At 54.3% G+C, this 26983-nt stretch carries 25 protein-coding genes and 1 pseudogene; 20 read left to right on the top strand and 6 right to left on the bottom strand.

All coding sequences use genetic code 11. From position 1 onward, the window contains the following. Nucleotides 1-10: 10 nt before the first annotated feature. From MTP43_RS11420 to MTP43_RS11385, 8 genes are all read left to right on the top strand, one after another. Nucleotides 11-475, top strand: a complete 465-nt coding sequence (locus tag MTP43_RS11420; RefSeq protein WP_005929423.1) for a DUF3592 domain-containing protein — start codon at nucleotides 11-13, stop codon at nucleotides 473-475. Nucleotides 476-692: 217 nt separating this feature from the next. After that, entirely contained in the window at nucleotides 693-938 is a 246-nt protein-coding gene (locus MTP43_RS11415; RefSeq protein WP_249234825.1) for a hypothetical protein, read from the top strand. A 49-nt stretch (nucleotides 939-987) separates the two neighbouring features. Then, nucleotides 988-2454, top strand: coding sequence for an ABC transporter substrate-binding protein (locus MTP43_RS11410; RefSeq protein ID WP_249234824.1), 1467 nt, complete (start codon nucleotides 988-990; stop codon nucleotides 2452-2454). Nucleotide 2455: 1 nt separating this feature from the next. After that, on the top strand, nucleotides 2456-3253 hold the full coding sequence (locus tag MTP43_RS11405) for a carbohydrate ABC transporter permease (protein WP_249234823.1): 798 nt from the start codon (nucleotides 2456-2458) through the stop codon (nucleotides 3251-3253). Beyond that, a complete protein-coding gene (locus MTP43_RS11400) occupies nucleotides 3253-3993 on the top strand; it encodes an ABC transporter permease subunit (RefSeq protein WP_249234822.1) in 741 nt (246 codons plus the stop codon). The genes MTP43_RS11405 and MTP43_RS11400 overlap by 1 nt, the downstream gene beginning before the upstream one ends. Nucleotides 3994-4161: 168 nt before the next feature. Continuing rightward, nucleotides 4162-4467, top strand: coding sequence for a type II toxin-antitoxin system RelB/DinJ family antitoxin (locus tag MTP43_RS11395; RefSeq protein WP_035393314.1), 306 nt, complete (start codon nucleotides 4162-4164; stop codon nucleotides 4465-4467). Then, on the top strand, nucleotides 4464-4784 hold the full coding sequence (locus tag MTP43_RS11390; RefSeq protein ID WP_015537812.1) for a type II toxin-antitoxin system RelE/ParE family toxin: 321 nt from the start codon (nucleotides 4464-4466) through the stop codon (nucleotides 4782-4784). The genes MTP43_RS11395 and MTP43_RS11390 overlap by 4 nt, the downstream gene beginning before the upstream one ends. A gap of 13 nt (nucleotides 4785-4797) precedes the next feature. Beyond that, nucleotides 4798-6321 (top strand): recombinase family protein, encoded by a 1524-nt coding sequence (locus MTP43_RS11385; protein WP_249234821.1) that lies wholly within the window; start codon nucleotides 4798-4800, stop codon nucleotides 6319-6321. A 439-nt stretch (nucleotides 6322-6760) separates the two neighbouring features. Here the strand turns inward: MTP43_RS11385 and hemW are convergent, their stop codons facing one another. Continuing rightward, entirely contained in the window at nucleotides 6761-7843 is a 1083-nt protein-coding gene (hemW, locus tag MTP43_RS11380; protein WP_113620825.1) for a radical SAM family heme chaperone HemW, read from the bottom strand. A gap of 109 nt (nucleotides 7844-7952) precedes the next feature. On the opposite strand from hemW, the gene MTP43_RS11375 reads away from it, so the two are divergent. Beyond that, nucleotides 7953-8657, top strand: coding sequence for a Bax inhibitor-1/YccA family protein (locus tag MTP43_RS11375; RefSeq protein WP_015537513.1), 705 nt, complete (start codon nucleotides 7953-7955; stop codon nucleotides 8655-8657). Between the two features lie 134 nt (nucleotides 8658-8791). On the opposite strand, the gene MTP43_RS11370 is transcribed toward MTP43_RS11375, so the two are convergent. Then, a complete protein-coding gene (locus tag MTP43_RS11370) occupies nucleotides 8792-9637 on the bottom strand; it encodes a MurR/RpiR family transcriptional regulator (protein ID WP_249234820.1) in 846 nt (281 codons plus the stop codon). Nucleotides 9638-10123: 486 nt separating this feature from the next. On the opposite strand from MTP43_RS11370, the gene MTP43_RS11365 reads away from it, so the two are divergent. The 8 genes from MTP43_RS11365 to MTP43_RS11330 all read left to right on the top strand — a co-directional run bounded on the left by MTP43_RS11365 (nucleotide 10124) and on the right by MTP43_RS11330 (nucleotide 17366). Next, nucleotides 10124-11479, top strand: a complete 1356-nt coding sequence (locus tag MTP43_RS11365) for an extracellular solute-binding protein (protein WP_005920665.1) — start codon at nucleotides 10124-10126, stop codon at nucleotides 11477-11479. 131 nt (nucleotides 11480-11610) lie between these two features. Beyond that, nucleotides 11611-12507: a carbohydrate ABC transporter permease gene (locus tag MTP43_RS11360; protein WP_015537515.1), complete on the top strand. Its 897-nt coding sequence runs from the start codon at nucleotides 11611-11613 to the stop codon at nucleotides 12505-12507. Nucleotides 12508-12521: 14 nt separating this feature from the next. Beyond that, entirely contained in the window at nucleotides 12522-13493 is a 972-nt protein-coding gene (locus MTP43_RS11355) for a carbohydrate ABC transporter permease (protein ID WP_005920663.1), read from the top strand. Between the two features lie 119 nt (nucleotides 13494-13612). Further along, nucleotides 13613-14542, top strand: coding sequence for a dihydrodipicolinate synthase family protein (locus MTP43_RS11350; protein WP_005920661.1), 930 nt, complete (start codon nucleotides 13613-13615; stop codon nucleotides 14540-14542). A gap of 73 nt (nucleotides 14543-14615) precedes the next feature. Then, nucleotides 14616-15065: a YhcH/YjgK/YiaL family protein gene (locus MTP43_RS11345; protein WP_005920660.1), complete on the top strand. Its 450-nt coding sequence runs from the start codon at nucleotides 14616-14618 to the stop codon at nucleotides 15063-15065. A 2-nt stretch (nucleotides 15066-15067) separates the two neighbouring features. After that, entirely contained in the window at nucleotides 15068-15772 is a 705-nt protein-coding gene (locus tag MTP43_RS11340; RefSeq protein ID WP_005920659.1) for an N-acetylmannosamine-6-phosphate 2-epimerase, read from the top strand. An 18-nt stretch (nucleotides 15773-15790) separates the two neighbouring features. Further along, on the top strand, nucleotides 15791-16720 hold the full coding sequence (locus MTP43_RS11335; RefSeq protein ID WP_005920656.1) for an ROK family protein: 930 nt from the start codon (nucleotides 15791-15793) through the stop codon (nucleotides 16718-16720). 7 nt (nucleotides 16721-16727) lie between these two features. Continuing rightward, nucleotides 16728-17366 carry a GDSL-type esterase/lipase family protein gene (locus tag MTP43_RS11330; protein WP_005920655.1) on the top strand — a complete coding sequence of 213 codons (639 nt, stop codon included), beginning with the start codon at nucleotides 16728-16730 and terminating at the stop codon, nucleotides 17364-17366. An 84-nt stretch (nucleotides 17367-17450) separates the two neighbouring features. Here the strand turns inward: MTP43_RS11330 and MTP43_RS11325 are convergent, their stop codons facing one another. After that, nucleotides 17451-19751 carry an InlB B-repeat-containing protein gene (locus MTP43_RS11325; RefSeq protein WP_117526441.1) on the bottom strand — a complete coding sequence of 767 codons (2301 nt, stop codon included), beginning with the start codon at nucleotides 19749-19751 and terminating at the stop codon, nucleotides 17451-17453. A 322-nt stretch (nucleotides 19752-20073) separates the two neighbouring features. On the opposite strand from MTP43_RS11325, the gene greA reads away from it, so the two are divergent. The 3 genes and pseudogenes from greA to MTP43_RS11310 all read left to right on the top strand — a co-directional run bounded on the left by greA (nucleotide 20074) and on the right by MTP43_RS11310 (nucleotide 22637). Then, on the top strand, nucleotides 20074-20559 hold the full coding sequence (gene greA, locus MTP43_RS11320; protein WP_005920649.1) for a transcription elongation factor GreA: 486 nt from the start codon (nucleotides 20074-20076) through the stop codon (nucleotides 20557-20559). A 12-nt stretch (nucleotides 20560-20571) separates the two neighbouring features. After that, nucleotides 20572-22083: a lysine--tRNA ligase gene (gene lysS / locus MTP43_RS11315; protein WP_005920647.1), complete on the top strand. Its 1512-nt coding sequence runs from the start codon at nucleotides 20572-20574 to the stop codon at nucleotides 22081-22083. 302 nt (nucleotides 22084-22385) lie between these two features. Then, a pseudogene (locus tag MTP43_RS11310) lies at nucleotides 22386-22637 on the top strand (DUF6061 family protein). Between the two features lie 83 nt (nucleotides 22638-22720). Here MTP43_RS11310 and MTP43_RS11305 read toward each other — a convergent pair. The 3 genes from MTP43_RS11305 to MTP43_RS11295 all read right to left on the bottom strand — a co-directional run bounded on the left by MTP43_RS11305 (nucleotide 22721) and on the right by MTP43_RS11295 (nucleotide 26977). Further along, on the bottom strand, nucleotides 22721-24196 hold the full coding sequence (locus MTP43_RS11305) for a glycoside hydrolase family 32 protein (protein ID WP_112121388.1): 1476 nt from the start codon (nucleotides 24194-24196) through the stop codon (nucleotides 22721-22723). Nucleotides 24197-24222: 26 nt separating this feature from the next. Beyond that, the gene (locus MTP43_RS11300) at nucleotides 24223-25881 is read right to left on the bottom strand and encodes a substrate-binding domain-containing protein (RefSeq protein WP_238057043.1); all 1659 of its coding nucleotides are present in this window, start codon (nucleotides 25879-25881) and stop codon (nucleotides 24223-24225) included. Nucleotides 25882-26062: 181 nt separating this feature from the next. After that, nucleotides 26063-26977 carry a carbohydrate ABC transporter permease gene (locus tag MTP43_RS11295; RefSeq protein ID WP_112121389.1) on the bottom strand — a complete coding sequence of 305 codons (915 nt, stop codon included), beginning with the start codon at nucleotides 26975-26977 and terminating at the stop codon, nucleotides 26063-26065. Nucleotides 26978-26983 lie beyond the last annotated feature (6 nt).

Below are 26983 nucleotides of genomic sequence, written 5' to 3'. Positions count from 1 at the left end.
ATGCCGTTTTATGAAAATTACACGAGATAAAATGTTTTTTTCAAAAGATCTTATTCATACACTGGCATATGTCGGAATGTTCGTGGCGGCAATTATATCGGTTGGAGCGTGTAAGTCTGGTATTTGGGTGGCTGCGATATTAGCATGGATTGTAGCAGGTATAATTATCGGATTGGCGATTATTTCCGACTATAAAAAGGCAGAACTTTTGAAAAATGGAACAAGAATCATCGGAAAGGTTACAGCAACAAAACGAGTACATATAAAATTTCATATGAGTACCTACCACCTTGCCGATGAAGATGTAATCTATCCATATGTGGTACATTATCAGTATAAAGTTAAAGGTGAAACCTATAATGGAAAGTCGCAGTGGTTTTGGTTCAATCCATGTATTCCGAAAGGGGCACCAATAAAAATTCTAGTAGACCCAAAGAATCCGGCCCGAAGTACAGTTCTCAAACCAGAAAGCTAAAGATGGCTTTCAATCGAGGTAAAACAAAAAGTTTATCCTTATAGCGTGTTTATTTAAAAGAAGATTGCGATTGTGCTACAAATTTTCAGAAAATTTATGTGCATCTATACGATTTTGGAAAATTTTGTGGACAGATGAAATAAAACAGACTTAACTTTCGTTGTTTTAATAAAGATTTGTAAGAAATTCTTTTAGAATGTATATAGGAGGTCTTTTTATGTTAGAGCAGTTTTTCAAATCGCAAGTTGCAGCTGTTTCTGACCCTTACCAGTGCAATCGTATCACGGATGCGTTGGCGGCGGCTGGAATCAAATTCTATTGCAAAACCAAAGATGTCAATCGCCGTAATACGTTCGATCAGGCAAGAATTGGATCTTTAGGCATAAAACCGAAGTATGTCACAGAGATATTTGTGGACAAAGAAAATGCGGACATGGCACTACATATTGTACATAGCCTATGACATGGTATTGGTATGAAGTAAAGTTTTAGATGTCGGAGAATCTGAAATCATGTATGACAATAGACAAAATAACCGATTTAGCATATTCATCGGTGCTATTGTAGTAAGCCTACTTGTTCTTATCACAGGATGCTCATCTGCCCAAAAGGAAATCAATACAGACGAGCCAATCACAGAGGATAGCTCAAATCCAGTTACGTTAACAGTCTACCTTACGGCTCACTATGCAAATCCTGATACACATTGTCCTATCTATGAAAAACTGCTAGATTATCAAAAAGAGAACCCGAATATCACAATACAGTTCGTATCGCCCAAAGAGGGTGATACCGCAGAGCGTGAGGCAGAGATTCATCAGCTAAATACGGAAATCCTTTCAGGCAAGGGTCCCGACCTTTTTATTATGGAAGGAAACCGATTGACAAATGTTAATCTATTTCCAGATATCGAAAAGAGTATAATGAATGGAGCTTTTCTCGATCTCACCGATGTAATGGATTCAAACGGATTCACCGCAGAGAATTTTTATATGCCTCTTTTAGATGCTGGAAAACTAAAAGGAAAACAGTATATTTTACCTTTGTGCTTTTCAGTTCCAACTCTGACAAGTGCAGAAAGCGTTCTGAAAGACAGCGGATTTGATATGCAAGCCGCATCAAAAAGCCTTGCTGCCACGATGGATGAACTGCTGCGCATCTATAAGGAAAAACCAATGCTGGTTGTGACGGACTTTAGCATGACAAGCGCGTTATCGCAGCCGATCATCGATTACAAGAATCACATTATTAACTTGGACACAGCTAGTTGTCGGCAAACATTAGCATACGAGAAAGAATTCCGTACGGGTGAAATTTCTTATGAGATGCAAAATAGTTTGTTTGACAGTTTCAATCCAGAAGTAGTCCAAGATTATTTTGCAAACGGTGAACCTTTTGCTAGTCTTGACCCAAGCTATATGACGGTGGGACTTCTTCGGCAGTGTGCAGCTCTTGGAATCAAAACCGTAACACTTCCCATTCCCAATGAGCTAGGCGGTGTTACTGCTGAAATCGGTTCTTACGCAATGGGAAATCGAAACACAAAGCATCCAACAGAGGTAAAAGCACTTTTAGCTTATCTTCTTAGTGAAGAATGCCAGTCGAGTTCGGCGTTTGCAGATAAAGATATGTTTCCTGTCCGACGTGGATGTCTTAAAAAATGTATGGAAGCACAATATCAATTCAGTGTCTATGATGCATCCCATGAAAAAATAGGGCAAGAAGATATTGAAAACCGAAAAGAGATGTATGGTGACAATTTGACTGATGCACAGCTAGATCAACTTGAAACAATATGTGACAAGATCAATGCAGCGCAATATCACACAATTTGGTACCGTGCCTTGCAGCTTGATCAAAGTGAGGATGGCGGAAATCTTCTAAGCGAAACGATGGTTCAGTATTGGAATGATGAAATTACCCTTGATGAGCTTGTTGATCGACTTACTCCGCGGCTCAAATTGTACCTTGATGAATAAAATGAAAAAGAATCTTCAGAGCAATATCCTTCTTCTGCCGGCACTTATTGCCGGATTTTTTTGCTATCTGTTTCCAATCTTGATTGCTTTTTGGAAAAGTCTCTTTCTTGGAACAGGAACTGATTTTGTCGGCATACAAAATTATGTGGATCTTTTTGAAAATGAGGCATTTTCACTTGCCGTTAGAAATCTGTTTCATTTGTGGGCTATTATTATACCCGTCAATTTGGTTATTGGCATTTTCATTGCGGAAGTTTATATAAAGTTCCGACAAGAAAAACTTTGTCTGTTCTTCCTTGTTCCTTCAATACTTCCGGCAGCTTGTGTTGTGACAATCGCATCAAGCATCTTACGAAAATCTCCTGGCCAGTGGGGTGAAACACCATTTGCATTTTATGTGTTCCTTGTAATTGTGTTATGGAAAACGCTGGGATTCTCAATTTTAATTTTTATGGTTGCTATGAAATCCATTGAATCTGAGATCATAGATGCCGCCATGCTGGATGGAGTCAACCCTTTACAATGTTTTTGGTATATAAAGCTTCCAATCATAAAGAGTTCTTTATTGATTTGTGGAATCTTGACGATTTACAATAGCTTTCGATGTTTCCGTGAAGCCTATTTGATTGGTAGAAGTCATCCGAATGAGCAACTATATAGCATTCAACACTTTTTGCAAAACAATTTTATGAATATGAATTATGCACGGTTGGAAGCAGCATCTATCTTGGTTGTGATTTTTGTTGGAGCCTTTGTACTGAGTGGAATGTGTTTGGCGAGAAAAAAGAGGAATAACTGATGAACCCACGAAAAGAAGCTACATATAGGATGTTATCTTTGATAGCTGCTGTGATTTTTGTGCTGCCATGCGTATTTCTTGTTTTCCCGATATTTGATATAAACCCAGATGACTTGTGGCAGATGGATTCTCTGATGGAATTCATTTGCGCCTATAAAAATACCGCGATTCTTGCAATTGTCGGAGTGCTTATTCAAATTGTGATTGCACTGCCTGCAGGTTATGCGATTGCCAGAATCCCATCTCCGAAAGCGCAGACATTTTTTCTTTTGACCTGTGTTTTCTTTTTGCTTTTGCCGCAGCAAGCACTTATGCTCCCTCAATATCTGGTTCTGATGAATATTGGATGGTTGGATTCTCTTGAAGGGCTATTGATAATGACGGCTTTCCAGCCTTGGATGATTTTACTCTTTTGGTTCGCAGCAAAAAGAATTGACAGTAGCCTGTTCGATTCAGCAATTTGTGACGGCGCAAGTAACTGGGTGCTTTTTAGGAAAATTTATGCTCCAATTGTACGACCGTATGTTATGATTGCGGCATTCCTTTCTATCGCTGAGAGCTGGAATCTTTTGGAACAACCCATGACATTTTTGCAGAGCAAAGAAAGGTATCCGCTCTCTATGATTTTGATGCAGCTTTCAACGGATAATGCTGAATTAAAAAATGTCCTATGCTTGCTCTTTGCGGTTCCGCTGATGATTTTGTTCTGTACAATGGTAAAAAAGATAATCGATACATGAAAAATAAGAATGATTGGCTTGATTTCATTTCAGCAACAGGGCGGATATTTTGATTCTTGAACAATTCTGAAATAAATATGTTGTGCAATATGGAGAAATTTAATTATAAGTTTGGGAGTTATTGATTTGCAACGCAAAATACGTTACAATAAGGCCGAGGTGATAACCATGGAAAAAACGATGACACTCAATCTTCGTGTCAACCCCACCGTTAAGCAGCAAGCCGAGGATGTGTTGAAGCAGCTCGGCATCCCGATGGCAACAGCCATTGATATGTACCTGCGCCAGATCACCCTGACTGGCGGCATCCCCTTCTCGCTGTCCCTGCCGAAGGCTCCTGCGGCTCTGAACGCTGACACCATGACCGATGACCAGCTCCATGCAGCCTTGCAGGTGGGCATTAAGGAGATTCAGAACGGTGATACCGTGGATGCTGCAAGCGCATTCGCACAGTTCAGGGAACAGCACAGATGAAACAGTATGACGTGAAAATTTCCCATGCAGCCCTCAGCGATATGGAGCAGATTTACAGCTATATTGCTGACCGTCTGTTGGAGCCTGACACGGCTATGGGGCAGTATAACCGCATTGCAGAAGCCATTCAGTCGCTGAACATCCTGCCGGAACGCTGTGCGCTGGTAGAGAGCGAGCCGGAGCGCACCCAAGGGCTGCGGCAGATGCTGGTGGATAACTACTCGGTGTTCTACATTGTGGGCGAGGATGCGGTGTCGGTGGCCCGTGTGCTGTACAGTGCATCCGACCTTGTGCGCCGCCTGCGGAGAATGAAGTGAAAGGGGTGTTTGCATGACCGCCGTGATTTACGCTCGCTATTCCAGCGATAACCAGCGCGAAGAATCCATCGAAGGCCAGATTCGTGAATGTACGGCTTATGCCGAAAAGAACGGCATCACTGTGGTCAAACACTACATTGACCGCGCCCTTTCCGCAAAAACCGACAACCGCCCGGATTTCCAGCAGATGATCAAGGACAGCGAGAAACGGTTGTTTGACATTGTGCTGGTCTGGAAGCTTGACCGTTTTGCCCGAAACCGCTATGATTCGGCCCACTATGAGTACCAGTTGGAACGAAATCATGTCAAGCTGGTATCTGCCACGGAGCCTATCTCTGACAGCCCTGCGGGTATCATGGTCAAGAGTATGCTCACCGGCATGGCTGAATACTACTCGGCAGAACTTTCTGAAAAAGTTGTGCGCGGCATGACCGAGAATGTTCTGAAGGGAAAGTACAACGGCGGCACGATTCCCATTGGTTTTAAGGTGGACGAGGAGAAGTTCTTTCAAATCGACCCGCTGAAAGCTCCCTTTGTGGTAGAAGCCTTTCAGCGGTACAACAATGGTGCAACTATGAAAGAACTGATGAACTGGCTGAACGACAGCGGCGTGACCACCAACCGCAACCAGAAGTTTACCTACAACAGTGTTCAGAAGCTGTTGACGAACAAACGGTACATCGGAGAAAACCACTTCAAGGACATTGTGATGCCCGACAGCATCCCGGCCATCGTGGATAAAGATTTGTTTGAAGAAGTGCAGCAAAAAATCAAGAAGAACAGCCGCGCTCCTGCCCGTCACAAGGCCGAGGACGATTACTTGCTCACCACCAAGCTGTTCTGCGGAATGTGCGGCGCGATGATGTTCGGCGAGTGCGGTACGGGTAGAAACAAGGTCGTTCATCATTATTATAAGTGCGCCACCGCGAAGCGTTTCAAGACCTGCAAGAAAAAGACCGTCCGTAAAGAGTGGCTGGAAGATTTGGTCATAGCTGAAACCATGAAGCTGATTCAGGACGATGCCGTGATTGATGCCATCGTTGCGGAAGTGATGGAGTTGCAGGATCAGGAAAACACCACGCTCCCTTTACTGGAAAAGCAGATGCGTGAGGTAGAGAATGGCATTGAGAATATGCTGAACGCCATTCAAGCAGGTGTGCTGACCAACTCCACCAAATCGCGTTTGGAAAAGCTGGAAGCCCAGCAGAAAGAACTTGAGGTTCGGATTGCCGAAGAAAAAATCGTTCGGCCACGGTTGAGCGAAAATCAGGTTCGGTTCTGGCTGACCCGGTTCCGCAAGCTCGACCCGAATGTGAAAAGCCACCGGGAAACGCTTATCAATACATTCGTGAATGCTGTTTATCTCTATGATGAAAAAGTTTTGATTACATTCAACTACAAAGACGGCACAAAAACCATCACTTTCGATGAAATCGCCGCCAAAGATGCCCCAGAGGGCAATGGTTCGGATTTGGGTTGCTTCGCTCCACCAAAAAGCCTCAACGTATGCAAGTACGCTGAGGTTTTTGTTTTGTAACAAGGCTAAACTCATAGGGCGGGTGGATTCGAACAGCTGCGGCGCTGTCGCAGAAGACAGCGTAAAAACAGCCCAGTGGGCTGTTTTTAGCAGCGCGGCTCGCGTAATCCACCCGCGCCCACCAAAAAGCCTCAGCGTATGCGAGTACGCTGAGGTTTTTGTTTTGTAACAAGGCTAAACTTATAGGGCGGGTGGATTCGAACAGCAACAGCGACGACCGCTGCCAGCGGCAGAAACAGGGAGGAGCTGTTGGGGCTGCGGCCAGCAGGATGCGCGTGCCGCCCAAGGCACGATGCAGCCGCTGGGAGCCGCGACCCGGGTTCCTTTTCTGCGCGGCTCGCGACATCCACCCGCGCCCACCAAAAAACCGCAACGTATCAAAATACGCTGCGGTTTTGCTTTACGATACTTTTTCCTGCTATTCTGCTTCGCCCTCCCATCAGAGCAGCTGTGCTAGAATACTGTTTTGCACAATAAGCCCGGCGGGGGTCAGGGCGAGGATGCGGCCATCGAAGGTGGCGTATCCGGCGCGGACACAGTTTTGCACAAAGGCCAGTTGCGCGGTGGAAAACTGCTTGCCGTACAGGGCTTTGTAGGCATCAAGGTCAAGCCCCTTGCGCAGACGCAGCTGTAAGATCAGGTAGTCCTCTGCACCGCAGCTGCCGTCCATGATGGGTGCGGCGGCGTCCTGCAGAAAGGCGACGGTGTCCGGCGCGTAGCAGAACCGCTTGCCGCCCATGCAGGAGTGTGCCGCAGGGCCAAGGCCAAGATAATCGCCGCAGTCCCAGTAGATGAGGTTGTGACGGCCTTCATAGCCCGGCTTTGCAAAGTTGGAAATTTCGTACTGGCGGTAGCCGTGGTGTTCCAGCTGCTCCACGGCGTAAAGGTAGAAATCGGCGGCTTCATCGCTTGTGGGCAGACCCTCCGGCGGGTGCTTGCCGAAGGCAGAGTCCGGCTCAATCTTTAAAAGGTAAGCCGAGATGTGGGTGGCACCGCCTTTTTCGATCAGCTCCAGTGTCTCGTCAAACTCGGCCTGCGTATAGTGGGGCAATGCCAGCATGATGTCGCCGCTGATATTCTCGAACCCGGCGCGCCGGGCAGCGGCAAAGGCTGCCCGCGCCTGCTTGGCATTGTGCGGGCGGCCAAGGGTGCGCAGCTGGGTGTCCCGGGCAGACTGCACCCCGAAGGAGATGCGGTTCACCCCTGCCGCCCGGAAGCCCCGCAGGCTCTCCTCGGTGACGGTCTCGGGGTTTGCCTCCAAGGTGATCTCAGCACCGGGCACGGGGTCTGCTGCCCGGATGAGCCGTTCTGCCTGCGCCGGGGTGAGCAGGCTGGGCGTGCCGCCGCCGAAATAGAGGGTGTCCGGCCGCAGGGGCGCGTCCGGCGCAAAGCGGTGCAGCTCCCGCAGCAGCGCGTCCACATAGGCGTCCGGTACGCCCCGCTCCCCGGGGTGGGAATAAAAATCGCAGTACCGACATTTGGAAAAACAGTAGGGAATATGCAGATAAAGTCCAAGGGACATACAATATCACAGCCTTTTTCATGAAACGTTCATTTCTATGCAGTATACTATATTCCGTAGACCGGAGCAAGAGAGAAATGCTCCGGCAGAATAGACTGGAGGAACCCAGATGAGTTATAACAATTACAACCGTGGCTATGCAGAGCCTACAATGACCTCGGCTGATTATATGACCCGCACCTACCGCTGGATGGCGCTGGGACTGCTGATCACCTTTGCGGCGGCGTTTGTAACCGCCACCACCCCGCTGTTCTATGTGGTCAATTCGCTGTACCTGCTGTTCACCATTGCCGAGCTGGCGCTGGTGATCGTGCTGAGCGCCCGGGTGCAGAATATGTCCGTGGGTGCGGCAAGAGGGGTGTTCTTAGGCTACGCCCTACTCAACGGCATGGTGCTGAGCTACTATTTCCTTGCCTTTGATCTGGGCACACTGGTGCTGGCTTTCCTTGCCACCTCGCTGTACTTCGGTCTGATGGCAGTCTACGGCACCACCACCCACAAAGATCTGTCCGGCTGGGGCCCCAAACTGATGATGGCACTGTTTGCGCTGATTATCACCGGCTTCGTCGGTGTGCTGTTCGGCATGGGCTTTATGGGCACGGTGCTGTACTCCGGCATCGGTCTGGTGGTGTTCATGTTGCTGACCGCCTACGACACCCAGAAGCTGAGCCAGATGTACTCCTACTACGCAGGGGACAGCGAGCTGGCGGAAAAGGCTTCCATCTACGGCGCACTGACGCTGTATCTGGACTTCATCAACATCTTCCTGTATGTGGTGCGTCTGCTGGGTCTCAACAGCCGCCGCCGCGATTAAGCGTACAGCGCTGCAACATCATTGATAAGCTGGAAATCGGTCAGGCCTGCGGGTCTGACCGATTTTTTTGCGTAAAAAAGGGATAACGGAGCATCCCCGGATGCTCCGTTATCCCTAAAATTTTAGTTCGATGCTCAAAGCATCTTTACAGCCAGCGCCTCGGTGGTGCGCTCCTGCGCTTCGGTGCTGCCGGGCTTATCGTCCAGAATGTACCGCAGCACCAGCACTTCGGCTACATACAGCACCGCCACCTTGATGGGGATGCTGCCGGAATCCAGCGGGCTTTCCTGTGCGCCGCACAGCAGCACGATGTCTGCCAGCTTTGCGCCGGGGGAGTCCTCGTAGTGGGTGATCAGGATGATCTTTGCGCCGTTGGCCTTGGCGGTGCGCAGGGTCTCCATCAGGTCCCGGGTAGCGCCGGAGTAAGAGACGAACAGCACCACGTCCTGCTCGGTCATCAGGCTGGCAGCCATGACCTGCATGTGGCTGTCGGCAACGGCACGGAACTTGTTGGTGATGCAGGCGAACCGGGCGCAGATCTCTTTGGCGGCGGTCATGCTGCCGCCCTGTCCCATGCAGAACACCTGCCGGGCGCTGTGCAGCAGCGCCACAGCCTGATCCACCGCCTGCGGCGAAAGGGCGTTTTGGGTGCCGTTGATGGCGGTCATGAACAGCGCCGAGGCGTGCTCGCACAGGGTGGCAGTGTCGGCGTCCGGGGCGGGCTCCTGCTGGTTTACCAGCACACCGGTGGCATTGGCCTGCGCCAGCGCAATGCGCATTTCGTGGTAGCCCTCAAAGCCCAGCGCCCGGCAGAACCGGAACACCGTGGCCTCGGCCACCTGACACTCTCTGGCCAGCGATGATATGGACAGATACTGTGCCTCCGCAGCGTGCTGCACCAGATATTCGGCCACCGTGCGGCCGGATTTTGTCAGGTCGCCCTGATGCTGCTGCAGCAGCTCCCAAAAATTTGTAGACATTCTTCCCTCTCCTGACTTAGGCCGCCGGCGGGTGCCGGTGCCGTGTTCGTGCTTACCTTCTTATATAAAAGTATAAGAGAAACCGCGCCGCTGTGCAAGAGGCGTAATGAACACATTTTACCCGCCGATTCTGTGCAGAGGGCACAGTTTTGAAGGAAAAAACGGCCCAAATGGTGAAAATGCTTTTCATTTTTACAATTTCAAAGCTGAAAGTGATTTTCAGAGCAACCGGGGAAAGTGTACCGTTTTGTAACTATTTTGACAAGTAAAGTGGATGAAAATATTGTGTTTTTTCTGATATCCCACAATTTTGTGCAGACTGCCGGGTTTAAAAATGAAAATTTATGAAAAGAACGAATAGACAAAATGAAAATAATTTTCTATAATTAGGCTACAAACAACGGCTGCGGACACGAGCAGCCGCTACGAGCAAAACGGAGTACGATCCCCCGATGGGTCGAAGAAGATGAACAAGGAGAATCTACCATGAAAAACTGCATTTCCCGCCGTTCCTTCCTGAAGGCTGCCGGTATTCTGGGCGCTGCCGGTGCACTGGCCGCCTGCGGCGGTTCCTCCTCCACCAGCACTGCTGCTTCCTCCACCGCTTCCTCTGCTGCTGCAAGTGCAGCCAGCACCGGCGCAAGCATCAAGCTGTGGACATACCCCATCGGCGGCTGGGGCAATGACGAGACTGTCCAGAACCTGATCTCCAGCTTCAACGCAAAGTATCCCGATATCAAGGTGACCGTGGAGTATCTGGACTACACCAACGGCGACGATCAGGTGAACACCGCCATCGAGGGCGGCAGCGCACCCGATCTGGTCATGGAAGGCCCCGAGCGTCTGGTGGCCAACTGGGGTGCCAAGGGCGTTATGGCTCCGCTGAACGATCTGTGGACCGATGATGCCAAGAAAGACATCTACGCTTCTGTGGAGTCTGCCTGCCACAACGAGAAGGGCGACTACTACGAGTACCCCCTGTGCATGACCGCACACTGCATGGCCGTGAACATGACCAAGGTCAAGGAAGTGGGCGCGGACAAGTACATTGATACCGACAAGCACACTTGGAGCACCGAGGGCTTCCTGAACACTGTGGACGCACTGTACAAGGGCGGCTACGAGAACGTGGCAGCCATCTACTGCAGCGGTCAGGGCGGCGACCAGGGCACCCGCGCCATCATCAACAATATGTACGGCGGCACCTTTACCGATGCAGCCCACACCAAGTACACCGCCGACTCTGCCGAGAACATCAAGGCCATTCAGACTCTGTACGATGCAAAGGGCGTCAACTTCGATCCCTCCATCAACGGCGGCGAGGAGATCACCCTGTTCCGCAACGGCACCCTGCAGATGGCTTTCTGCTGGAACATTGCACAGCAGCTGAACGCTGACACCGCTGCCGCAGGCCAGACCATCAGCGGCGACGAGATCTTCCCCATGGCATTCCCCACCGAAAGCGGCGACCCGAAGCTGTGCGGCGGCATCTGGGGCTTCGGCATCTTTGATAACGGCGACGAGGCCAAGATCAAGGCTGCAAAGACCTTTATCGAGTTCATCGCTGCCGATCCCTCTCAGGTCAAGGACAGCGTGCTGGCTTCCACCTACTTCCCCGTCCGCACCAGCGTGGGCGACATCTACGCCGGCAACGAGGTCATGAGCGAGTATAGCAAGTTCATGGGCTATCTGGGCGACTACTACCAGATCACCCCGGGCTGGACCACTGCCCGCACCGAGTGGTGGAACATGCTGCAGCGCGTGGGCTCCGGCGAGGCCGTCGAGACTGCCGTCAAGACCTTTGTGGACAACGCAAACGCAGCCGCTGCCGCCGAGGCATAAGCGCTACTTTTTCTGAACTGCATCACAGCTGAACCGCAAGGCCCCTTCCTCCGGGTGAGGGAGGGGCCCTTTTACGGAAAAAACACTCTCAAACGAAAGGTTTGGTGATCCTCTTGGCTGCAAAGACGGCAATGAAAGAGCCCAAACGCAGCAGTGCGCTGGTACGGCGCGAAACCTTCGCCTCCTACTGCTTCCTGCTGCCCAGCCTGATCTTCTTTCTGGGCTTCGTCATCTACCCCATGATCCTCTGCGTGGTGACCAGCTTCTTTGACTCCACCATGAACCGCGCGGATATCTTTGTGGGGATGGCAAACTACAAGACCCTGTTTGCCGACCCCATCTTCCTTGGCGCATTAAAGAACACCTTCGTCATCGTTATCGTGTCGGTGCCCATCACCTGCATCTTCTCGCTGTGGGTGTCCTCCGCCATCGTAGACCTGCCGGAGTGGGCCACCAGCCTTTTCCGCTGCGTGTTCTACCTGCCCGTGGTCACCGGCTCTGTCGCTGTTACCGTGGTGTGGAAGTGGATGTACAACAACTACTATGGCATCTTCAACTATCTGGGCAAGAGCCTTGGTATTCTGGACAAGAACATCAACTGGCTGGGTGACGAGCGGTTTGCACTGGGCTGTATCATCCTGATTTTGCTCACTACCTCCGTGGGTCAGCCCATCGTGCTGTACGTTTCGGCACTGGGCAACGTGGATCAGTCCATCGTGGAGGCTGCCGAAGTGGACGGCGCGACCGACTTCCAGTGCTTCTGGAAGATCAAGTGGCCGGCCATTATGCCCACCACCCTGTACATTCTGGTCATCACCACCATCAACTCCTTCCAGTGCTTTGCACTGATCCAGCTGCTGACCTCCGGCGGCCCCAACCACAAGACCGATACCATTATGTACTACATCTACTACACCGCCTTCAAGCAGTACAAGTACGGCTACGGCAACGCCATGGGCGTGGTGCTGGCGGTGATCATCGCCATTCTGTCTGCTGTCCAGTTCAAGCTGGGCAACAAGGATAATTAAGGAGGTGCGGAACAATGCGTGCAACTGCTGCAAAAAAGCAAAAACCGTTGGAGCGCCATCCCAGTAAACTGAAAAAGATGAGCGCCTACGCCATTCTGGCGATCATCCTCATCAGCATCATGGCGGTGCTGTTCGCCTTCCCGCTGTACTGGATCATCACCGGCTCCTTCAAGACCGGTGCCGCCATCAACGCCACTACCCCCGAGTGGTGGCCCAGCCAGTGGGTGCTGACCAACTACCAGAAGCTGTTTGCCGGCAAGCGTGCCCCGCTGTGGCAGCTGGCTGTGCCCTTCGGCTCCAAATTCAGCGCCAGCGGCGAGCCCGTCTACTTCTCGGTAGGCCCCATGGCTCCCGCTGCCATCCGCTGGATGATCAACACTGTGTTCATGGCCGTTATGTCCATGATCCTTACCTGCCTGACCGCCGCCATGGCCGGTTATGCGCTGGCCAAAAAGCGCTTTGTGGGCCGCAAGCTGCTGTTCACCCTCATCGTCTGCGCTATGGCACTGCCCAAGCAGGTCATCCTGATCCCCCTGCTGCGGGAGATGAGCGCACTGAACCTGTACAACACCATCTGGGCGGTCATCTTCCCCATCGTGGGCTGGCCGTTCGGCGTGTTCCTGATGAAGCAGTTCAGTGAGGGCATCCCCACAGAAATGCTGGAAGCTGCCCGCATCGACGGTGCCAGCGAGGCACGCACCTTTGTCAAGATCGTGCTGCCCATGGTCAAGCCCGGTATCGGTGCACTGGCCATCTTTACCTTCATCAACAGCTGGAACGACTACTTCATGCAGTTGATCATGCTGTCCAGCACCAGCAACCTGACCATCTCGCTGGGCATTGCAAAACTGCAGGCAGAGAACAGCACCGACTTCGGCCTGATCATGGCCGGTGCCGCACTGGCCGCAGTGCCGATCATCATCATCTTCCTCATCTTCCAGAAGTACTTCACCAAGGGCATCGCAATGGGTGCGGTCAAGGGCTAAAATTGCGACAGCGGCAAGAGGGCAAAAATACCCCCCGCCCGGAGCAAAAAGCCTCAGAACCTGATACGAACGACTATTTTATCTTGAATTATTACTGATTGCAAAGAAGGGCTTGAAACATGAAAGATATCAAAAAATATCAGGGTGTCATCCCTGCCTTTTACGCCTGCTATGACGCAGAGGGCAACATTTCGGTGGAGGGGGTCAAGGCGCTGACCCGTCACCTGATCGCCAAGGGCGTCAAGGGCGTGTATGTGGGCGGCTCCTCCGGCGAGTGCATCTACCAGCACGTCGAGGAGCGCAAGACGGTGCTGGAAGCCGTGATGAGCGAAGCCAAGGGCAAGCTGACCGTGATTGCCCACGTTGGCTGTAACAACACCGCCGACAGCATGGAGCTGGCACGCCACGCCGAGAGCGTGGGCGTGGACGCCATTGCCTCCATCCCGCCCATCTACTTCCACCTGCCGGAGTACGCCATTGCCAAGTACTGGAACGATATGTCCGCAGCAGCACCCAACACCGAGTTCGTCATCTACAACATCCCGCAGCTGGCTGGCACGGCGCTGACCATGAGCCTGCTGAACGAGATGCTGAAGAACCCCAACGTGGTGGCCGTGAAAAACAGCTCCATGCCCACGCAGGACATCCAGATGTTCAAGGATGCCGGTATCGCCGCCCGCGGCGAGGGAAACTTTGTGGTGTTCAACGGCCCGGACGAGCAGTTCGTTTCCGGCCGCGTCATCGGTGCAGACGGCGGCATCGGCGGTACTTATGCCGTAATGCCGGAGCTGTATCTGGCCATGAATGCCCATCTGGAAAAGGGCGAGATCGCAAAGGCACGCGCTATCCAGTACGAGGCCAACCGCATCATCTACAAGATGTGCTCTGCCCACGGCAACCTGTATGCCGTGCAAAAGGAGATTCTGCGCCGGATGTATGGTCTGGAGCTGGGCAGCGTGCGCGCCCCGATGCCCGGCCTGATCCCCGAGGATGAGCCCATCGTTGCCGAGGCACAGGCCATGATCGAAGCTGCCATCGCAAAGCTGTAACAGGATAAAAGCGCCCCTCTCCGTCTCTTTTTCAGAGGGGAGGCGGGCGCTTCTTTTATTGGAGGAAACGCGAATGATCTGCGATACCTTGCAGCATCTGGGCCGGTACAGGGGACTGCACCCCAACTTGGATACCGCCATTGACTATCTGCTTACCCACGACCTTGCCGCCCTGCCGCTGGGACGCACCGAGGTGGACGGCGATAAGGTGTTCATCAACCTGATGGATGCCACATTGCACCCAGACGCGGGCTACCACCCGGAGTACCACAAGCTTTATGCTGATTTACAGGTGGATCTTACCGGCAGCGAGGGCTGGGGCTACACCAATCTGCCCGGCGCGGAGATCGGGGAGTTTACCGGGGACTGCGGCTTTCAGGACAGTGCCAGCGTAGTGACCGGTGCACTGGGCGAAGGACGCTTTGTACTGTTCTTTCCGGAGGAACTGCATAAACCCGGCCTTGTACAGCACGGCTGCGTCAGCGTGCGCAAGGCCGTTGTCAAGATCAGAATGGAGGAGTAAGAATGGATAAGGAAAAGCTGTTTGCACAGATCAAGGGCGGACTCATCGTGTCCTGTCAGGCACTGGAGCACGAGCCGCTGTATACCAAGGAGGGCGGGGTCATGCCCCTGATGGCGAAAGCTGCCGCCATGAGCGGGGCTGTGGGCATCCGCGCCAACACCGTGCGGGACATTACCCAGATCAAGCAGGTGGTGGACCTGCCGGTCATCGGCATCATCAAAAAGGATTACCCCGGCACGCCCATGTACATTACCGTCACCATGAAGGAAGTGGACGAGCTGGTGGCCTGCGGCGTGGATATCCTTGCCGTGCAGGGCACCGGTGCGCTGCGCCCGGACGGCTCTACCTCCGCGCAGTTCATCCGCGCCATCAAGGCAAAGTACCCCGAACAGCTGGTGATGGCTGATTGCGATAACCTTGAAAATGCCATGCTCTGCGCCGAAGCCGGTGCCGACTTTGTAGGCACCACCATGCGCGGCTACACCCCGGAGACCACCGGCATTGATGATATCGACTTTGACTTCATCCGCAAGCTGTCCGCAGAGTGCCCGGCAAAGATCATTGCCGAGGGTCATATCCACTACCCGGAGCAGGCGGTCAAGGCGCTGGAAGCCGGTGCCTTTGCGCTGGTGGTGGGCGGTGCCATTACCCGCCCGGCAGAGATCACCGCACGCTTTACCGGTGCCATCAACGCCGCAAAGAAATAACACAGGGGAGTGCCTGCTATGAAACACTATCTTGGTATCGACATCGGCGGCACCGCCGTCAAGCTGGGCATCGTGGACGAAGCCGGTGCAGTGCTGGCGAAAGCCGAAGAGAGCGTAAGCTTTGACGGCTACCGCACCCCCATCCTGATCACCGTGCTGAAGGCTGCACAAGCTTTCCTTGCCGCGCAGAGCGTCCCGGCGGAAAGCCTTGCGGGCATCGGCGTTTCTGCCACCGGGCAGATCGACAGCCGCAAGGGCATCGTGGCGGGTACCTGCGGCAATCTGCCCAACTACATCGGCGCACCCATCAAGGCGGAGCTGGAAAAGACCTTTGGTCTGCCGGTCACGGTAGCCAACGACGCCAACTGCATGACACTGGGCGAGGTGTGGGTCGGCGGTGCACAGGGCTATACGGACGTCATCGGCGTGACGCTGGGCACCGGCGTGGGCGGAGGCATCCTGACCGGCGGCCGTCTGCTGGAAGGTGCGCGGGGTCTGGGCGGTGAGTTGGGCCACTACCGCACCCATGCGCTGGACGGCGTGGACTGCACCTGCGGCGCAAAGGGCTGCTGGGAGCGCTACGCTGCCACCACTGCTCTGGTGCGCGCCGCGCAGGAGGAAAACCCGGCATGGAAGGATGGCCGCGCCATCTTTGCCGCCGCAGAAGCGGGCAACGAGACCGTGCTGGCGCTGCTGGACGCATGGACGGACGAGATCGCGCAGGGGCTTGCAGGCATGGTGCATATCTTCAACCCGCAGCTGATCCTGATCGGCGGCGGCGTGTCTGCCCAGCAGAAGCTGCTTATCGAGCCTATCGCTGAAAAGGTGAAAGCATCCGTCATGCCCGCCTTTGCCGAAGGGCTGGAAATTCGTGCCGCGCAGCTGCACAATGACGCCGGGATGGTGGGCGCTGTGTACTACTTCCGGCAGACGATGGAAAAGGAGTGATTTGGTTATGAAAAAGCATATTCTCTGTCTGGGTGATTCCAACACCCACGGCTATTGCGCCGACCCCAACGACTGCGCCGACCACGGCATCCGCTTCAACGAGGACGAGCGCTGGACCTGCCGCCTGCAAAAGGCGCTGGGCGAGGAGTATCTAGTCACCGAGGAGGGGCTTTCCGGCCGCACTACCGTATTCGTGGACCCGCTGCACGAATCCATGGATGCGCTGAGCGTGGCTTACGCCCTGCTCAAGAGCCACGAGGTCATCGACCTGCTCATCATCATGCTGGGCACGAATGACGTCAAGGAGCGCTTTGGCGCAAACGCCGCCTGCATCGGTGCGGGCATGGAGCGGCTGCTGCTCAAGGTGAAAAGCGTGGACTGCTGGGGCGGCAAAGCGCCTAACATTCTGGTGGTGGCGCCGCCCTGCATCAAGGACGGCTTCCACGATGCCGTCATGGGCGCAGGCTGCGTGGAAAAATCCCGCGGGGTCGCCGAGCAGCTGCGCATCGTAGCCGAGCGGCAGGGCGTGCACTTTATGGACGCCGCCGAGTGCGAGTTCAACGAGGTGGACTTTATGCACCTGACTTGCAAGGGTCACGCCCGGCTGGCAGAACTGCTGACCGCAGAGGTGCCAAAGCTGGTCTGAGTGTGTTAAAAGAAAATGGACGGAGAAACGTCAAAGACGCTCCTCCGTCCATTTTTGTGCAGTGATGTGAGATGATATCAGAGGTTATGTGGCGCTTTTAGCCTGTTTGAGGATACGGATCACCTTGTATTTGGGTACATACTTTTCCGGGGCGAAATCCTCTTCCAGATAGCCCTGCTCGACACACCAGCGGGCGGCGGCAGCGGCATCGGTGGCTTGTGCAATGGTGGGCTGGGGGCAGCCTGCGTTCTGCCACAGCAGCTCAGCCAGCTGGCCCTGAGTCTTGGGGATGGCTGCATCTGCGGGCAGCAGGTTCTTCAGGATGGCGCGGGTAGTGATCTCGTAGCCGCCCCAGACTGCTGCGCCGCCAATGGCGACTGCTGCAATAGCACCGGCGGCGGACTCTGCGGGTGCTTCGGGCTCTTCAGGTTCGGGCTTCGGCTGAGGAGTATCAACACCGAAATCCTCGTCCAGCGGCTGATCTGGATCGGGTCGGGTCGCCGGAGTAGCGGACCACTGTGCTGTCAGTCTGACAGCACCCCGGGGCATGATGAATGCGATCTCCTCAGTACCCTGCTCCGTATCAGAGCCAAGCGTGCCGACCGTTACGCCAAAGTCCGCGCTGGTGCCTTCTTCCACTTTCCAGTGATGGAATTGCATGTTTTCAGCAGGTGCATCAGCCTTGATCGTGACTTTTTCGCCCGCCTTTACACGCACAAAGCTGTCCTGCGTGCAATTGATTGTACCGCCTTCCACGATGACCGGCAGACTCATTGCGATGGCGGGAATACTGTAGACAGCACTCAGTTCCACAGGCTTGTCAGACATGGTGAACGTAAAAGTTTCGTTTTTGATCTTTGCCCCGCTGGCATCCAGCAGATAATTGTTTTCTGCGTCCACCGTAACATTCAGGCTATTGCCGTCCGCATCGATGATTGCAGTAAGGCTGCCCTTTTTGAGCTTCCAGCCTACGAGCTTGGAAAAGCTTGCGTTGCTGTCGTGACCGGTCACGGTAACGGATGCACCCTCCAGTGCATACACCGTCTCACCGGTGGTATTGTCCGTTTGGGCAGTACCGTTGCTCACCTTGACAGCAGCCTTGTAGACAGCGGTCAGCTTGACGGCTGCATCCGGCATGGTGAAGCTCAGAGGGCTGACCTTCAGCTCCTCTTCGGTCTTGCCGATATTGCCGCCAGATACCTCCCAGTGGTCAAACTGGTAATCCTCGGGGCTGCCTGCGGTCACGGTAACGGCTGCGCCCGGGCGGGCAAAGTCTGCATTGCTGTTACCGTTCACTTTGGCAGTACCGCCGGACACCTCAAGCTTGTTGCTGTGGTGTGCGGTCAGTTCTACATTGCCTGTAGGCATGATGAACGAAAATTCCTTCTGCGCCAGTTTTTCGGCAGAGATCGTAAAGCCTGCGGGAGCATTTACTACTTCCCAGCCGTCAAATTTTCGCTCGTCAGTTTCATCAATCTGGGCGGTGACGGTCACTTTTTGACCGTTGAAGGCCATTTGCACTTCGCTTCCGCCCGCTTTTGCGATTCCATTGTTTACGGTAATTGCGGAAAACGTCTTTTCCTCAATATGCAGATAGCTGTAGGGTGCATCGGACGGGATGGGTGTAATGCTTCCGTCGATGGCTTCTGTCTCCGCATCCTCGCTGGTGTAGTAGACGTAGTCTGCACCATCCGTGCGCTGGTAGGTGAAGTTCTTGGCAATTCTATTGCCGCTTTCTGCATTACCGCGGATGGTAACAGGACCGTTGCAGGTAATATCGGCGATGCCCTTCCGTCCGCCGATGACCTGATTATACTGGGGTGCATTGATCTCTACTGCACTGGCATTCCGAATGATCAGAGTGCCCTCGTCTGCCTGAGAACGGGCACCTATGGCATAGGTGCCAAAATTACCAGACGCATTGATCGTTACTTTTCCGGTGCAGTCAATCTCTGCCTTATTGCCAATCGCGGAGTAGTTATCGCTGGAGATTGTTACGTTATCTGCATCATTAATATAGATTGTAGCCAGAGGACTGTACGCTCCGCCGTTCAGTTCAATATTCGTGCCCGGCGCAGTTACACGCAGAATACCTGAGAGCTGTACATTATCTGAGCATAATGCACCGTTTTCATATCTGAGTTTACCGGCATTCAAGGTTCCTGCAAGGACATCGTCCTTGTTAGCATCTGTGACCTCTACGCCATTAACTGTGATGCCGTTGCCGTTTTCCGCATCCAGCACACTGACCGCACGGTTGCCGCTGATGTTCAACTGCATCAGTGCATCAGTGCTCTCAGCCAGAGCCGGGGCTGAGAGGGTGAACATCATGCATCCGGTTAGCGCTGCCGATACTGCACGTCGGATAAGTTTGCCTTGTTTCATGGTACAACCTCCTTTTTCCCCTCGTATTATTTACGGGGGGGGGGTATGTATTACGGTACTTCCATTATATTACATTTTATCGTATTTTGGAAGGGAAATGGCGCAAAATGCCCAAAAAGAGCACGAATTATCGAAAGTATCACTCTTTGATCGGCTCTGCCCCTGCCGTTCTTCCGCTCTGCGTGCTTTTTTGCCCCAGCACCGCCTTTTTTGTTGACAAGGCACCGGCTTGCTATTATAATAGTGTAGTCAAAATGGCATTCCTGTGCGGCTTTGTGGCTGCGCGAAAGAAATACAGCTAATAACAAGGAGAGATTCTCAAATGGCACAAGAGATCAAGATGTCCGCTGCCGGTCTGAAGGCAATGCAGGAGGAGCTGGAATACCTCAAAACCGTCCGCCGCAAGGAGCTGGCTGAAGAGATCAAGGAAGCCCGCAGCCACGGCGACCTGTCTGAGAACAGCGAGTACGACGAGGCCAAGAATACGCAGGGTCTGGTGGAGAACCGCATCACCGAACTGGAGCAGACCATCAAGAACGCAGTTATAATCGACGAGAGCGAGCTGAGCGTGGATAACGTCTCCGTGGGTACCCACGTTACCATCCGCGAGACCGGCGAGGACGAAGCCGAGGAATACGATATCGTGGGTCGCACCGAGGCTGACGCCTTCAACGGCAAGATCAGCGATGAGAGCCCCGTAGGCCACGCCCTGATGGGCAAGGCTGTGGGCGATAAGGCCGAAGTGCTGCTGCCCACCGGCCAGACCGTGGTGTACACCGTGCTGGCCATCACCCATTCTGCAAACTAAGTAGGAGTAACCATGGAAGAGCAAAAGAGAAATCCCGCTGCGGGTCTGTCCGAGAGCGAGCAGGTACAGGTGCGCCGCCAGAAGCTGGCCGACCTGCAGGCCGCCGGCAACGACCCCTTTACCCTGACCAAGTTCCCGCAGGACGCGTATTCCGCTGACCTGAAGGAAGAATTTAAGGAACTGCCCAACGAGACCGACAGCGGCAAGCTGGTGGCACTGGCAGGCCGTATGATGTCCAAGCGCGTCATGGGCAAGGCCAGCTTTGCCCATCTGCGCGACGACAAGGGCGATATCCAGCTTTATGTCCGCCGCGACGAGCTGGGTGACGAGGCCTACGCCGCCTTTAAAAAGCTGGACGTGGGCGACATTATCGGCGTGAAGGGCGAGGTGTTCCGCACCAAGACCGGCGAGCTGAGCGTGCGCGCCACCGAGTTGACCCTGCTGGCAAAGAGCCTGCGCCCCCTGCCCGAAAAGTTCCACGGCCTGACCGATACCGAGATGCGTTACCGTCAGCGCTATGTGGACCTGATCGCAAACCCGGAGGTGAAGGACACCTTCATCAAGCGCAGCCGCATCCTGAAGGAGATCCGCGCTTATCTGGACGAGAAGGGCTTTTTGGAGGTGGATACCCCCATCCTGACCCCGTTCGAGATCGGTGCTTCCGCGCGCCCCTTCTACACCCATCACAACACCCTGAACATGGACATGGTGCTGCGCATCGAGACCGAGCTGTACCTCAAGCGCCTGATCGTGGGCGGCATGGATCGCGTGTACGAGGTGGGCCGTATCTTCCGCAACGAGGGCATGGACCCCAAGCACAACCCGGAGTTCACCACCATTGAGCTGTATCAGGCCTTTACGGATTTCCATGGCATGATGGATCTGGTGGAGGAGCTGTACAAGCGCCTTGCCCTCAAGATCTGCGGCAGTCTGGTCATTCCGTATCAGGGCAAGCAGATCGATATGAGCCACTGGGAGCGCCTGACCATGGTGGAGGCTGTGAAGAAGTATTCCGGTGTGGACTTCAACGACTGGCAGACCGATGCGGACGCCATCGCTGCCGCCAAGGCGCACAACGTGGAACTGCCCGAGGTGCCCACCAAGGGCGCCATTCTGGCCGAGTTCTTCGACGCCTTTGTGGAGGACAAGCTGATCCAGCCCACCTTCATCTACGATTACCCTGTGGAGATCAGCCCGCTGGCCAAGCGCAAGCCGGATGATCCCGCCTTCACCGAGCGCTTCGAGTATTTCATCGACTGCACCGAGTACGGCAACGCCTTCAGCGAGCTGAACGACCCCATCGACCAGAAGGGCCGCTTCGAGCGTCAGGTGGCCGAGCGCAAGGCGCTGGAGCCCGAGTGCAAGGCACAGGTGGACTACGACTACGTCAACGCACTGGAGTACGGTCTGCCCCCCACGGGCGGTCTGGGCTTCGGCGTAGACCGTCTGGTGATGCTGCTCACCGATAGTGCCTCTATCCGTGATGTGCTGCTGTTCCCCACGATGAAGCCGATTGAGCAGTAAATTCCCAATTTAAGCAAAACAAAGCCTGAAACTTCTTGATGTACTGAGAAGTTTCGGGCTTTTTCTTTTGACGGATTTCCAGCGAAAACTACGCCATACGCCAATTTTACGCCAAACGATGTAGGATTTTGTGCAGAGCAAAAAGAGCGTTGTTCGCATTTAGCGTAAAATTGGAGCGTGTGGTGGATGGGTGCAGACCTGCAAAGGGCTGCATCACAAAGCGGATTCATGAATCTGCAAACGGACAAGCCGGAACTTTCCACCGCAGAAGAAGTAAATGTGAAAAACATGGAGGCTTTCTTATGAACAAACTGCTTTCCTGCCTCTACAACATGGACACCAACCGGGTGGAAGCCCGGTTCGAGGGTGGCACTACCCTTGCCATCGACTGCATCGCCGTGGAGGACGAATACGGCAACACCCCGGCACAGCGGGCAGAGCTGGACTGACTGCTATACAATAAGCCTTTGGAGTATGCTCAGCTTGTGCTGAGAGGGGAGATTGAGCACTACCTGTCACTTGGCTGTGACCACGGCAGGCTGGAAAATCCATGACATAACAAACACAGCCCCGCTTTGGCGAAGGAGAAGCCAAAGCGGGGCTGTATTGATGAAGGAGAAATGAAGGGAATATCAGGTTACAGATTCAGCTCAAACTGTTCCACTGTAACAGTTGCTTCGCCATCGGCAGCAAAGGCAATGCCGTCGGCAGACTGGGGGGTGTAGATCCATGCGGTCATGGTCTGCTCGCCATCGTTGGCGAAAACTTCGATGCTGTTCTTATCCAGCAGGATGCGGAGCTTGAGCGCACCGTTCTGGCTGCGCACCTTGCAGCTGCGGGTATGCACGATGTCGGCACGGGAACCGGCATAGCTGCGATCCAGCGTCAGCTGCGAGGTGTAGGGGTCGTAGGTCAGGCTGGTGTGATGGTCTGCATCGGCGGCCAGCTTCAGGGTAAAGGAGCGGTATTCGCCGGGCTGCACCGTGACGGTCAGGTCGGCCACACGGCCCTTGATGCCTTCCAGAGAAGTTTCGCCTTGCACCGTCACATTTTCGTGGAAAGTGCGCTTACCGTGGACGGCATCCAGCTCCCGCACCGGGGCCTGAACAATGCGGCCGTCCTTGATGTGCAGCTCGCGCGGGCAGATGGTCTGCCCGAACCACTTGCAGCCCTTGGGCTTATCCTCGGTGTCCGACCATGTCTGCAGCCATGCGGTCATGATCCGGCGGCCATCCGGGGCAAGGGTGGTCTGGGTGGCGTAGAAGTCGATGCCGCCGTCCATCAGCTGCACGTTTTCCTTGGTGAAAGTGTGGGTGGCTTCGTCGTAGTTGCCGATGAAGGCAATCACGTTGTGACCGTTGTGGAACTCGCCCTTGGGCAGCATCTCCATGGGGCCAAGCATCAAGACCTGCTTGCCATCCAGCGGAAAGAAGTCCGGGCACTCCCACATTTTGCCGTACTGATTGTTGCAGCGTTCCAGCACCGTGACAAAGTGCCAGTCGAAGCCGTCCTTGCTCTGGAACAGTGCCGCTGCGCCGCTGCCGTCCTCGGCCAGGCAGACGGTGACGACAGAGTAGGTGCCATCGGCCTCACGCCAGATCTTGGGGTCCCGGAAATCAAACTTACTGAAGCCTTCCGGCAGATCCTTCTGGGTCAGCACCGGGTTGCAGGCAGGCTTTTCGTAGTCGAGACCGTCACCGATGGCAATACTCTGGGTCTGGATATCCCGCATCTCCCCATTGGGCTGCTTTTCTGCCACCACGCTGGTGTACATCAGCAGCTGCTTGCCGTCATCCATCTGGGTGGCCGAGCCGGAGAAGCAGCCGGGGCCATTGTCTGCCGGAGAATCCGGTGCAAGCGCACAGGGCAGATACTCCCAGTGCAGCAGGTCGGTGCTGACGGCGTGACCCCAGTGCATGGGCGCCCACCGCACATCGTAGGGGTTATACTGATAGAACTGGTGATACTTCCCTTTATAATAAGAGAAGCCGTTGGGGTCGTTCAGCCAGCCCACATAAGGGGTCATGTGGTAAGCAGGGCGTTCCGCCGGGGAAATGGCAGCGCCGTGCTTGGCCTCGTAGGCACGGGCTTTGTTCAAAATTTCACTTGGCATCGCGGATGCCTCCTTGTCGCTCAAAATCAGACGTTGGCCTTGTAGCGGTCATAAGCGTTCTGGTAGACTTCCAGCAGCTTGTCCATGCCGCAGCTGTTGGTCAGGGTGTCGAGGTATGCGCTCCACTCGTCATCAGAGGGGCCGCCATCCTTCAGCCACAGGCCTTCCTGCTCAGAGACTGCATTCTCAAAATCTGCACGGTAGCGGTCAATGGTGTCCAGTTCCTCGCTGGTGAACACGCAGTCGATGGGGTAAGTGGTGGTGTCGTCCACAAAGGGCATCCAGAAGTCCTTCAGGTCGGTCAGACGCTCGATGGCGCGGTCCTCCATGTAGAAGTACTTGTCGTAGTACTCGCTGAGGATCAGCTTGGGACCCCAGACCTCGTAGGTGGATTTCAGCTCACCGGCACCCTTGTTGTACTTTGCCTTGGCCTCTTCCTCGGTGATAGATTTCCACTTGCCGTTGGCGTCCTGCTCGGTGAAGAACACGCCGATGGGGCCGTACTGCAGCTGCATCACGGTCTCGCCGTCATACCACTGGTCAAAGAACTTCAGCAGGTTGGCGGGGCTCTGGCACTTGTTGGTCACGTTCAGGTTGCCGCTGTTAGTGCCGCCGCCGGTACGCACGGTGACGTTGTGAGTGCCGTCCGGGCCGTCCAGTACGGGCAGGAACACATAGTCCTTGGAGTAATCGCCCATCAGCTCCTCGATGTACCACCAGGTGGAAACGCCCAGATAGCCCTGTGCGCCCTTAGCCAGCAGCTGGTTGGTATCCTGACTGAACATCTCCACGTCCATCAGACCCTCGGCGTACCAGTCGTGGAAGTAGGTGATCGCCTTGCGGTAGTTGTCCTCGGCGCAGACAAAGCGGCACTTGCCGTCCTTCTGCAGCACCAGATCGTTGCACACATCGTTGGGCCAGTTGGTGAATCCGAAGCCTGCGTAGAAGATGTTCTGACCCCAGCACCACTCGTCAAAGCCGGTGGACATGGGGATGGTGCTGCCGGGAGCGTTGCCGTAGACCTTGGCGGACATATCGTTGTCTTTGAAGGCCTTCAGGGCGGTGTGCAGCTCGTCCAGCGTGGTGGGCACTTCCAGCCCCAGCTCGTCCAGCCAGCGCTTGTTGATCATGGAGAACTGCGGAATGGTGAAGATGCTGTAATCCTCGTCGTCACCGATACCGGCAGTGCCCATCTGCTCGGCAGCGGGCAGACCGTAGATGCAGCCGTCGCTCATGGTGATAGCGGCGCGGATGTTGGGATGCTCGTCCAGGATCTTGGTCAGGTTGGGCATGATCTCGGCGTTGATATAGGGGGTCAGGTCCAGGAAGGTGCCGTCTGCACCGTAGTTGGCGATATCGTAGTTGGAGAAGCCTACACCCATAAAGGCGTCCGGCAGCTGGTCGCCTGCAATGCGGATGTTCACCTGCTCGCTGAGGGAGTCGCTCATGGTCTCGTAATTGAGTTTAACGCCCACGTTATCTGCCAGCTTCTTCAGCACCTCGTTGTCGTTGTAGCCGGGGCTCAGAGCAGACTGACCGCCCACGATGTCAAAGCTGGTCTGGTCGGTGTTGGAGGGATCGGGTGCAGCGGCCTTTTTGCTGCCGCCGCAGGCAGACAGTGCCACGGCAGAACCGGCAACGGCGCAAACCTTCAGGAAATTGCGGCGAGAGATCATCTTTTTCATGGTTGTTCTCCTTTTCTGTAATGTTATATCAGGTTCTTTTCGTTTTCTGGAATAGGCTGCGGTCGTTTAAAACCTCTTGCGGTGCCCTGCATCCGCTTCGTGCCTTGGGCGGCACTCGCGTCTTGCAGACCGCTGCGCCAAAAATTGCTCCCTGTTTCGGCCGCAGGCCGCGGTCGCAATTTTAGCCCTTGACTGCACCTGCCATGAAGCCTTTTTCAAAATACTTCTGTACAAAGGGGTAAACGATCAGCATGGGGGCAGCTGCCACGATGATGGAAGCAAACTTGATCATTTCGGTCAGCTTATTCAGTTCTGCAAAGCCGCCCGCTACCATAGAGGACTGGCTGGCGCTGGTGGAGCTCTTGATCAGGATATTGCGCAACACCAGCGGCAGCGGAGCCTGATCGGCTCTCAGGTAGATCAGAGCGGTGAACCAGTCGTTCCAGTAGGCCACCATGCTGTACACCACCATAACGGCCATAATGGAACGGCTCAGAGGGATGACCATCTTTACAAAGACGGTCCACTTGGAGGCACCGTCGATCTCGGCGGCTTCCAGCAGTTCCCGGGGGATGTTGTTCTCGAAGAAGTTGCGGACGATGATCACGTTGCCCACAGCCACCACACCGGGCAGGAACAGTGCCCACATACTGCCCAGCAGACCCGTTTCCTTAACGATCAGGTAAGTAGGTACCAGACCGCCGCCGAAATACATGGTGATGACGAAGAACAGACTGATGTATTTGCGTCCGGGCAGGTCTTTGACGCTCAGCGGATATGCCACCAGATAGATCATGACCACCGAGTAGATGGTGCCGATGACGGTGTACTTGATGCTGTTCATAAAACCGGAGAACAGCGCACTGTCTGCAAACACAGCCTGATAGCCCTTCAGGGTGAACTGGCTGGGCAGCAGGAAGGTCTTGCCGGCGTACACGTCGTAGGGGTCTGAGAAGGACGCCACCAGAACGTAGTACAGCGGATAGGCCACGATGAGCATGACGGCGGCGCAGATGACCACCAGAACGATGTCGCTGACCTTATCGGACAGACCGCCGGGCTTCTTTTGACGAGATGCTGCAATGTTTTTTGCCATAACGGT

The organism is Faecalibacterium sp. IP-1-18 (assembly GCF_023347355.1).
In the GTDB taxonomy this organism is placed as follows: domain Bacteria; phylum Bacillota; class Clostridia; order Oscillospirales; family Ruminococcaceae; genus Faecalibacterium; species Faecalibacterium prausnitzii.
The sequence above is the reverse complement of the archived record's forward strand: the minus strand, read 5'-3'. Positions and strand labels throughout refer to the sequence as shown.

Bases quoted from the DNA above. Each gene is read 5' to 3' on its own strand.
- MTP43_RS11420 (WP_005929423.1), top strand. From the start codon at position 11: ATGAAAATTACACGAGATAAAATGTTTTTTTCAAAAGATCTTATTCAT.
- MTP43_RS11415 (WP_249234825.1), top strand. From the start codon at position 693: ATGTTAGAGCAGTTTTTCAAATCGCAAGTTGCAGCTGTTTCTGACCCT.
- MTP43_RS11410 (WP_249234824.1), top strand. From the start codon at position 988: ATGTATGACAATAGACAAAATAACCGATTTAGCATATTCATCGGTGCT.
- MTP43_RS11405 (WP_249234823.1), top strand. From the start codon at position 2,456: ATGAAAAAGAATCTTCAGAGCAATATCCTTCTTCTGCCGGCACTTATT.
- MTP43_RS11400 (WP_249234822.1), top strand. From the start codon at position 3,253: ATGAACCCACGAAAAGAAGCTACATATAGGATGTTATCTTTGATAGCT.
- MTP43_RS11395 (WP_035393314.1), top strand. From the start codon at position 4,162: ATGGAAAAAACGATGACACTCAATCTTCGTGTCAACCCCACCGTTAAG.
- MTP43_RS11390 (WP_015537812.1), top strand. From the start codon at position 4,464: ATGAAACAGTATGACGTGAAAATTTCCCATGCAGCCCTCAGCGATATG.
- MTP43_RS11385 (WP_249234821.1), top strand. From the start codon at position 4,798: ATGACCGCCGTGATTTACGCTCGCTATTCCAGCGATAACCAGCGCGAA.
- hemW (WP_113620825.1), bottom strand. From the start codon at position 7,843: ATGTCCCTTGGACTTTATCTGCATATTCCCTACTGTTTTTCCAAATGT.
- MTP43_RS11375 (WP_015537513.1), top strand. From the start codon at position 7,953: ATGAGTTATAACAATTACAACCGTGGCTATGCAGAGCCTACAATGACC.
- MTP43_RS11370 (WP_249234820.1), bottom strand. From the start codon at position 9,637: ATGTCTACAAATTTTTGGGAGCTGCTGCAGCAGCATCAGGGCGACCTG.
- MTP43_RS11365 (WP_005920665.1), top strand. From the start codon at position 10,124: ATGAAAAACTGCATTTCCCGCCGTTCCTTCCTGAAGGCTGCCGGTATT.
- MTP43_RS11360 (WP_015537515.1), top strand. From the start codon at position 11,611: ATGAAAGAGCCCAAACGCAGCAGTGCGCTGGTACGGCGCGAAACCTTC.
- MTP43_RS11355 (WP_005920663.1), top strand. From the start codon at position 12,522: ATGCGTGCAACTGCTGCAAAAAAGCAAAAACCGTTGGAGCGCCATCCC.
- MTP43_RS11350 (WP_005920661.1), top strand. From the start codon at position 13,613: ATGAAAGATATCAAAAAATATCAGGGTGTCATCCCTGCCTTTTACGCC.
- MTP43_RS11345 (WP_005920660.1), top strand. From the start codon at position 14,616: ATGATCTGCGATACCTTGCAGCATCTGGGCCGGTACAGGGGACTGCAC.
- MTP43_RS11340 (WP_005920659.1), top strand. From the start codon at position 15,068: ATGGATAAGGAAAAGCTGTTTGCACAGATCAAGGGCGGACTCATCGTG.
- MTP43_RS11335 (WP_005920656.1), top strand. From the start codon at position 15,791: ATGAAACACTATCTTGGTATCGACATCGGCGGCACCGCCGTCAAGCTG.
- MTP43_RS11330 (WP_005920655.1), top strand. From the start codon at position 16,728: ATGAAAAAGCATATTCTCTGTCTGGGTGATTCCAACACCCACGGCTAT.
- MTP43_RS11325 (WP_117526441.1), bottom strand. From the start codon at position 19,751: ATGAAACAAGGCAAACTTATCCGACGTGCAGTATCGGCAGCGCTAACC.
- greA (WP_005920649.1), top strand. From the start codon at position 20,074: ATGGCACAAGAGATCAAGATGTCCGCTGCCGGTCTGAAGGCAATGCAG.
- lysS (WP_005920647.1), top strand. From the start codon at position 20,572: ATGGAAGAGCAAAAGAGAAATCCCGCTGCGGGTCTGTCCGAGAGCGAG.
- MTP43_RS11305 (WP_112121388.1), bottom strand. From the start codon at position 24,196: ATGCCAAGTGAAATTTTGAACAAAGCCCGTGCCTACGAGGCCAAGCAC.
- MTP43_RS11300 (WP_238057043.1), bottom strand. From the start codon at position 25,881: ATGAAAAAGATGATCTCTCGCCGCAATTTCCTGAAGGTTTGCGCCGTT.
- MTP43_RS11295 (WP_112121389.1), bottom strand. From the start codon at position 26,977: ATGGCAAAAAACATTGCAGCATCTCGTCAAAAGAAGCCCGGCGGTCTG.